Source organism: Roseicyclus sp. (assembly GCF_052168335.1).
Taxonomy (GTDB): Bacteria; Pseudomonadota; Alphaproteobacteria; order Rhodobacterales; family Rhodobacteraceae; genus Roseibacterium.
The window spans coordinates 1-6899 of sequence record NZ_JBQLZP010000269.1 but is presented as its reverse complement, the minus strand read 5'-3'; the positions used below and the strand labels follow the sequence as shown (position 1 = coordinate 6899).

Here is a 6899-nt window from a genome sequence, read left to right as displayed (position 1 = left end):
CGCGGGTGAACCCCGCGCCATGAGGTAGACGCCCGCCTTCACCATCGTGGCCGAGTGCAGGTAGGCCGAGACGGGCGTGGGCGCGGCCATCGCGTTCGGCAGCCAGAAGTGAAACGGGAACTGCGCCGATTTGGTGAAGGCGCCGGCGAGGAAGAGGATCAGGATCGGCACGTAATGCGGATGCGCCCGGATCTCGTCGCCCATCGTCAGGATGACCGAAAGCTCGAAGGACCCCGCCGCGTTGCCGAGCAGGATCATGCCCGCCAGCAGCGCGAGGCCGCCCGTTCCCGTCAGCAGGAGCGCCTGGAGCGCCGAACGGCGCGACTTCGCGCTGTCGCTGTCGAAGCCGATGAGGAGGTAGGAGGAGATCGTCGTGATCTCCCAGAAGACGAAGAGCGCGATGAGGTTGTCCGACAGGACGAGGCCCAGCATCCCCACCATGAAGAGCATCAGGTAGAGGACGAAGCGCGGATACTCGGGGTGATTGCCGAGATACTTCGTGGAATAGAGCGTGACGAGCGCGCCGATCCCCGTGATGAGGAGGCCGAAGGTCAGGCTGAGCCCGTCGATCAGCACCGACAGGCGGATGTCCATGGACGGCACCCAGTCGATGCCGAGAAGCACCTGCTCGCCCGCCGCGACGGGGGCGAGGAACTGCAACAGCCACGCGAAGATGGCCGCCGGGATCAGGACCGAGATCCACCCCGCCGGACCGCCGTATACGCGCGGCACCTCTGCTCCGGTATTCGCCAAGCTCGTCTTCCCTATCCCTCTTCGCCGGGAACCCCCGTCTTCGCGGCGTCCCGGCCGTTCACACGAAACGTCGCCGCTATCCTTCGGCCTCGAGCGTCACCGGGGTGACGAAACCGTCCGGCTTGACCGCCAGAACCGAGGCGCGGACCGCCTTGAGAATGGTCTCGGCGGTGTTGCCCATCACGAAGCCCGAAAGCCCCGTCCGCCCGACCGTGCCCATCACGATCAGGTCCATGCCCTCCGCCTCGGCGAAGCGCGCGATCACGTCGCCCGGACTGCCCTTCAGCAGGTGCCGGTGCGTCGGCGGAACCTGCGGATAGGCCTCCATCAGCGTCGAGAGGCGCGCCTCGGCGAGGCTTTCCTCCCGCTCCACGAGGCGGTCCACTGCCTCCGGGCGGGTCGCGGCATGGCGCCCGCGCCGCAGCGCCCGCTCTTCCCGGAGGCGCCAGGCATGGGCGACGTGGACTTCGGCCCCGTCGCGCGCGCCGATCCCGGTGGCGAGGTCGAGCACCAGGCGGTCGAGGCCCGCCCGCGCCGCATCCTCCGGGTCGGTCGGATCGACGGTGGCGAGGATGCGGCCGAACCGGCCGTGCCCCTCGCCCGTCAGCATCCAGACCGGGCAGGGACACTTGCGCAGAAGGTGCATGTCGAAGCCCTTGAGCACACCACCCCCGCGGCCGCCCTCCGTCGCGCCCTTCACGACGATGTCGTGTCCCTCGCGCAGAACCATGCGGACGACCTCGACGAAGGGCACGCCGCGCAGGACCGCCTCGCTCACCTCGATCCCGCTCGCCCGGGCCTGAGCCGCGTAGCCTGCCAGCCGGTCACGGTGATAGGCGAGGATGTCCTCCTCGATCTCGCCGCCGCGCGCGCCCGGCACGACCGAGAGGAGGCGTCCGAGCTCGCCCGGTGCGGAATCGATCACGTCCACGAGCGTCAGCGCAGCGCCGTTCGCGCGCGCGAGCTCCACCGCGCGGGCGAAGGCCACGGCGTGCAGGCTTTCCTCCGAAAGCACCGCGAGGATGCTCCTGAAGCGCTCCATTGCCTCTCCACGGATACGGTCCGGGGGGAGGTAGGATACCGTTTCTGATTGGTCCAATCGAAATTCCGGGCTAGTTTGATAGATGTCATCTATAAGTCTTGCCGCCGCCGACCCCGAATGCCCAGCCTCCAGCAACTGCGCTACCTCGCCCTCCTGTCCGAGACGCTGCACTTCCGCCGCGCGGCGGAGCGCGCGAACGTGACCCAGCCGACACTGTCGGCCCAGCTCTCCGCGCTCGAGGAGAAGCTGGGCGTTCAGCTCGTGGAGCGCTCCCGCGCGCGGGTCGTCATGACGGCGGAGGGCGACGAGATCGCGGCCCGCGCGCGGCGCATCCTCGCCGACGTGGACGAGATCGTTGAGATCGCGCGGCGTGGCGGCAGGCCGCTGGGCGGCACGATCCGCGTGGGCGTGGTGCAGTCCCTCGGCTCCTACTTCCTGCCGCTGGTCATCCCCGACCTGCACGCGGCCTATCCCGACCTGCGCCTCTACGTGCGCGAGGGGCTGGCCTCGGACGTCATGGGACGGCTCGAGCAGGGGTCGCTCGACCTCCTCTTCCTTCCCTTGCCCGTAACGGGGGCTGAGCTGTCGGTGGCGCGCCTCTTCCGCGAGCCGCTCCTCGCCGTGGCGGCGACCGACCACCCGATCGCGGCGCTCGCCCGCGTCCCGCGCGAGCGGCTGGCGGGCGAACGCATCCTGACGCTCGAGACCGGGCACCGTCTGCACGACCAGGTGCGCAGGATCTGCGAGGAGACCGGGGCCGAAATCAGCCTCGACTACGCGGCCACCTCGCTCGACACGATCCGGCAGATGGTGGCGATGGGGCTCGGCATCTCGCTCCTGCCGGCGCTCTACGTGCGCTCCGAGGTGCGGCCGAACCAGCTCGTGACCGCCCGCCCGCTGGAGGGGCCGCAGCCCTTCCGCGCGGTCGGCATGGTCTGGCGCGCACGCGCGGCGCGCGGGGCGGAGTACCAGGAACTGGCCCAGGCGATCCGGCGGATCCTGAGGCGCAGCACGCCCGAGGTCACGGTGGTCGACTGATCGGTCTGGCCGAGCATCGGACGATCCGCACACGGTTGACGGCAGGGGCCGCGTACGGATCGTCCGAACGGTACCGGTGCAGGTCCGTGAGCGCTGGAAGGGACAACCGCCAGCACAGCACCGTTACCTTGACGACCCCGCGCGTGCCCACGAGACCGCCAAACCAATTGCTCGGTGATGCAGAGATAGCGGGAGTCGCGGATAGGAAAAAGGTGGTCAGCCCTACCAATTCGATTGGAAGTTCCTATGTGTGGCCGAGACCGCACCGGACAGGACCATGCCGCAGTCGATACCGCCCTTCACGCTCCGCCAGCTCCGCTACCTCGTCGCGCTGGAGGAAACCCAGCATTTCCGCGAAGCGGCCGAGAGCTGCGGGATCTCCCAGCCCTCGCTGTCCGTACAGATCAAGACGCTCGAGGAAGCGCTCGGCCAGACGCTCGTGGAACGCGGGCGCGGTCCCGTGCAGCTCACGCTCGCAGGGCGCGAGGTGGCGCGGCGCGGGCGCGAGATGCTGGACGCGGCGCAGGACATCCTCGACCTCTCGGTGACGCTGAAATCGGGCCTGGCCGGAACCGTCCGCATGGGCACCTCGGCGACGCTCGGGCCCTACCTCATGCCCTTCGTGGTGGGCGACCTCCACCGCTCCCACCCGGACCTGCGCCTCTACATCCGCGAGGCCGCACCGCGCGAGTTGATGCGCCAGCTCAACGACGGCCAGCAGGACCTGATCCTGACGCAGCTTCCCGTGCCTGGCGCCGCCTTCCAGTCCGCGCGCCTGTTCCGCGAGCCTCTGTCCGTCGCCCTGCCCTCCGACCATCCGCTCGCGGGTCGCGAGAGCCTCGACAACCCGGACCTCGCGGATCAGACGGTCCTCGCGCTCTCGCCCGCCTATGCGCTGCACGACCAGATCTCGGCCGTCTGCGCCGAGACCGGGGCGCACATGTCGCGCGACTACGAGGGGACCTCGCTCGACGCGCTCCGGCAGATGGTGGCGATGGGGATGGGAATGACCTTCCTGCCCGCGCTCTACGTCCGCTCCGAGATCGACGCGCGCGCCGTGGGCGACGTGGTCACGCGGCCCTTCCGGGGGCGCCGCTTCTCGCGCTCGATCGGGCTCGTCTGGCGGCGGAACTCGGGTGCCGGCGCCGCCTTCGAACGCCTCGCCGAGATCATCCGGATGACCGCCCGCCGCTTCCCCGAACTCGTGATCGAGAGCTGACGCGGCATCCGGCCGATCGGCATTGACGCCCGGCCCGCCGCCGCCATCATGGCCCGGTCCCAGTCGGGCCCGCCGCGGGGCGGGGCCGTCGTTCTTTCGGAGAGGCCTCGCCACGGATGCCCGCAGCGCTTCTGAAAGGTCTGACGCTTCGCGGTCTCGAGGTGTTCGAATCGCTGGCACGCACCGGCTCGGTCGCCGCGACGGCCGCGGAACTGGGGCTCAGCGCGCCCGCCGTCTCGCAGCAGATCCGCAATCTCAGCCAGACGCTCGGGGTCGAGCTTCTGGACCACTCGCGCCGCCCCATGACGCTGACACCGGCCGGGCGGCTCTTTCTCCAACGCACGGAGAGCGCGCTCGCGCTTCTGCGCGAGGGGCACCGGAGCCTGACCGCGCTCGACCTCACGGATCTCTCGGCGCTGTCGCTCGGGGTCATCGAGGACTTCGAGAACGAGGTGACGCCGACGCTCGCCATGCGGCTGGCGGAGGCGATGAGCCATTGCGCCTTCCGCCTGCAGACCGGGGCGAGCCATTCGCTGGCCGCACGCCTCGCCGACCGGAACCTCGACATCGCGATCTGTGCGGCACCGGCCAGCGATCCGCCCGGAACCGTGCCCCATCCGCTCGTCCGCGACCCCTACATCCTCGCCGTGCCGCGCGGCGTGCGCGTGGAGGACGGACTGGCAGGCCTGTCGCACCTCGCGTTCCTGCGGCGCGATCTCGACCAGGTGATGGGTCAGCAGATCGAGGGCTATCTGACACGCGCGGGCCTGAATCCGCCGCAGCGCTTCGAGATCGATTCCAACCAGTCGATCAGCGCGCTCGTGGCCTCCGGCACGGGCTGGACGATCACGACGCCGCTCAGCCTGCTTCGCGCAGGGCGCTTCGCGGGCGGGATCGACGCCCATCCCCTGCCCGGAGAACCGATCGCGCGGCGCATCGCCCTCTACGCGACGGACGACTGGACCGGCCCGATCCCGGAGCAGATCGCGTCACTCGCGCGGGAGTTGATCGGGACGCACTTCCTCGAACCCGGGCTCGAGCGGATGCCCTGGCTCGGAGAGACCTTCACCCTCCTTCAGTGAGCGCGCGATTCCGGGGGCGGCCCCCGGGCGCCTGAAAACCGGAACCGGGCGCCGTCCGGCACGCTTCGCCCCGATTTTGCGACTGGATTTCGCAGAATTGTAAATTTCATGACAGATTCTGCGACGCGGCGTGAAAATGCCCGACATAATCGAATCGGCCCGCTGCGCGACATGTTCTTTCAAAAACGTAAACCTGCGATGGTCCCCGGCATGGCAGAATCGGCACGGGGAAGTTGCAGCCGGTCCCGCCATGGAGAGAGGACGGCCGACGCCGAGCAGGATTCGCGAAGGGAACGGGACGCGATCCGACAGCACGCCAGGCACCTGTCGTCCGCACTGGTTGGGGGAGGCTGACCCGTCATCGTCGTGCCCTTCGAGGGGCAGCCGCGCCGGACATCGGGCATCGCCCGGACGTGGCGCGGGGATTGCGGATCATGCGGGGGCCGGAGGGCCCCGACGGCGGCCCGGTGTGGCCCGCAAGAGCGACAGGGCCGCCGCATTCTGGAGGGGATGCAAATTGCCGAAGGACAGCCAGACCTCGCCCGCCCTGCTCGCCGACGCACATGTCGATGCAGAGGCCTACCGCCGCATGTACGCCGCTTCGATCCGCGACCCCGAGGCCTTCTGGGCCGAGCAGGGTCGGCGGCTCGACTGGATCCGGCCCTACACGAAGGTGCGCGACGCCTCCTTCGCCCATGACGACGTGCATGTGCGCTGGTTCGATGACGGCACGCTGAACGTCGCGGCGAACTGCATCGACCGCCATCTCGCGACGCGCGCCGACCAGACCGCGATCATCTTCGAGCCGGACGATCCGGCCGAGCCGGCGCGGCACATCACCTACCGCGACCTTCACCGCGAGGTCGGCCGCTTCGCCAACGTGCTGAAGGCGCTCGGCGTCGGGCGCGGCGATCGCGTCGTGCTCTACCTGCCGATGATCCCCGAGGCGGCCTATGCCATGCTCGCCTGCGCGCGGATCGGCGCGATCCACTCGGTCGTCTTCGCCGGTTTCTCGCCCGACGCACTGGCCAACCGGGTGAACGACAGCGCGGCCAAGGTCGTGGTGACGTCCGACGGCGCGCCGCGCGGCGGGCGGGTGACGGACCTCAAGGACAACGTGAACAAGGCGCTCCTGCACTGCGACGACCACGTGAAGTGCCTGGTCGTGAAGCGCACGGGCCAGCAGGTCGCCTGGGTTGCGAACCGCGACGTCTGGTACGACGACGTCGCCTCGACGGTGGGCACCGACTGCCCGGCCGAGGAGATGGGGGCGGAGGACCCGCTCTTCATCCTCTACACCAGCGGCTCGACCGGGCGGCCCAAGGGCGTCGTCCACACCTCGGGCGGCTACCTCGTCTATGCCTCGCTGACCCACGAGGTCACTTTCGACTACAAGGACGGGGACGTCTTCTGGTGCACCGCCGACGTGGGCTGGGTCACCGGGCATTCCTACATCGTCTACGGGCCGCTCGCGAACGGCGCGACGACGGTGATGTTCGAGGGCGTGCCGACCTACCCCGATGCCGGGCGCTTCTGGGCGGTCTGCGAGAAGCACGCGGTCACGCAGTTCTACACCGCGCCCACCGCGATCCGCCTCCTCATGGGGCAGGGCAACGACTTCGTCACGAAGTACGACCTCTCGAGCCTGAAGCTCCTGGGTTCCGTGGGCGAGCCGATCAACCCCGAGGCCTGGAACTGGTACAACGAGGTGGTCGGCAAGGGGCGGTGTCCCATCGTCGACACCTGGTGGCAGACCGAAACCGGC

The 6899-nt window shown here is 69.5% G+C and carries 6 protein-coding genes; 4 read left to right on the top strand and 2 right to left on the bottom strand.

The window, feature by feature from the left end:
- Together ACTS11_RS08145 and ACTS11_RS08140 are read right to left on the bottom strand one after the other, a co-directional pair.
- The coding region (locus tag ACTS11_RS08145; protein WP_442639827.1) for a proton-conducting transporter transmembrane domain-containing protein at positions 1-732 on the bottom strand (732 nt) is incomplete at its 3' end.
- A 97-nt stretch (positions 733-829) separates the two neighbouring features.
- Entirely contained in the window at positions 830-1795 is a 966-nt protein-coding gene (locus ACTS11_RS08140; RefSeq protein ID WP_442639826.1) for a universal stress protein, read from the bottom strand.
- 117 nt (positions 1796-1912) lie between these two features.
- On the opposite strand from ACTS11_RS08140, the gene ACTS11_RS08135 reads away from it, so the two are divergent.
- From ACTS11_RS08135 to ACTS11_RS08120, 4 genes are all read left to right on the top strand, one after another.
- Positions 1913-2833 carry a hydrogen peroxide-inducible genes activator gene (locus ACTS11_RS08135; RefSeq protein WP_442639825.1) on the top strand — a complete coding sequence of 307 codons (921 nt, stop codon included), beginning with the start codon at positions 1913-1915 and terminating at the stop codon, positions 2831-2833.
- A 277-nt stretch (positions 2834-3110) separates the two neighbouring features.
- Complete coding sequence (locus ACTS11_RS08130) at positions 3111-4052, top strand: hydrogen peroxide-inducible genes activator (protein ID WP_442639824.1); 942 nt, start codon at positions 3111-3113, stop codon at positions 4050-4052.
- 116 nt (positions 4053-4168) lie between these two features.
- Positions 4169-5134: a LysR family transcriptional regulator gene (locus tag ACTS11_RS08125; RefSeq protein ID WP_442639823.1), complete on the top strand. Its 966-nt coding sequence runs from the start codon at positions 4169-4171 to the stop codon at positions 5132-5134.
- A 517-nt stretch (positions 5135-5651) separates the two neighbouring features.
- A partial coding sequence (locus tag ACTS11_RS08120; protein ID WP_442639822.1) for an acetate--CoA ligase occupies positions 5652-6899 on the top strand: 1248 nt, incomplete at its 3' end.